General features: G+C 61.4%; 2 protein-coding genes. Both read right to left on the bottom strand.

Annotated features, from left to right (window positions below; all coding sequences use genetic code 11):
- On the bottom strand, window positions 1-649 hold a 649-nt coding region (gene ispH / locus HP546_RS30605), incomplete at its 3' end, for a 4-hydroxy-3-methylbut-2-enyl diphosphate reductase (RefSeq protein WP_172233718.1).
- Between the two features lie 14 nt (window positions 650-663).
- Window positions 664-1,035 (bottom strand): peptidylprolyl isomerase (locus tag HP546_RS30600; protein ID WP_172233715.1); only part of this gene is annotated, 372 nt, incomplete at its 5' end.

The following is a 1,035-nucleotide window of genomic DNA, read 5'->3' as shown; positions in this document are numbered from 1 at the left end:
CATCGCACTCGTCCGCCAGTTGCTTCACCGCGTCCTGGCGGTTCTGGGTGGCGTAGCAAATGTCGTCCTTGCGCGGGCCGCCGATGTTCGGGAAGCGCGCACGCAGGGCATCGATGACACGGCTTGTATCGTCCATCGACAACGTGGTCTGGGTGACGAAGGCCAGGTGGTCCGGGTCTCTCACCTGCAGGTTGGCAACGTCCTTCTCGTCCTCGACAAGGTAGATGTCACCGCCATTGCTGGCGTCGTACTGGCCCATGGTGCCTTCGACTTCCGGGTGCCCTTGGTGGCCGATGAGAATGCACTCGCGGCCGTCACGGCTGTACTTGGCCACCTCAATGTGCACCTTGGTGACCAGTGGGCAGGTGGCATCGAACACCTTCAGGCCACGGCCAGCGGCTTCCTGGCGCACGGCCTGGGAAACACCATGGGCACTGAAGATGACGATGACATCATCCGGTACCTGGTCCAGCTCTTCGACAAAGATGGCACCACGGTTGCGCAGGTCTTCCACCACGAACTTGTTGTGCACCACTTCGTGACGCACATAGATCGGCGGGCCGAAGACTTCCAGCGCGCGGTTGACGATCTCGATCGCCCGGTCGACCCCCGCGCAGAAGCCGCGAGGGTTGGCGAGTTTGATTTGCATGCTCGGCTCCAGGCTTACAGGGCCTTCACCTCGAGGATCTCCACCTCGAAGGTCAGGGTCTTGCCAGCCAGTGGGTGATTGAAGTCGATGGTCACCTGGTCATCATCGAATGCTTTGACCACGCCCGGAAGCTCGGCGTTGGCGGCATCGTTGAAGATGATCAGCAGCCCTTCGGACAGCTCCATGCCTTCGAACTGGGACCGCGGCATGGTTTGCATGTTCTGCGGATTGGGCTGGCCGAAGGCATTCTCCGGGGCCACCACTACAGTACGCTTGTCACCAGCCTTGAAGCCGAACAACGCGCTTTCGAAACCAGGCAGCAGGTTGCCGTCACCGACCTTGAAGGTGGCCGGGGCCTTGTCGAACGTGCTGTCGACGGTGTCGCC

Origin of the sequence: Pseudomonas sp. CM25, from assembly GCF_013179705.1 — a bacterium.
Taxonomy (GTDB): domain Bacteria; phylum Pseudomonadota; class Gammaproteobacteria; order Pseudomonadales; family Pseudomonadaceae; genus Aquipseudomonas.
The sequence above is the reverse complement of the archived record's forward strand: the minus strand, read 5'-3'. Positions and strand labels throughout refer to the sequence as shown.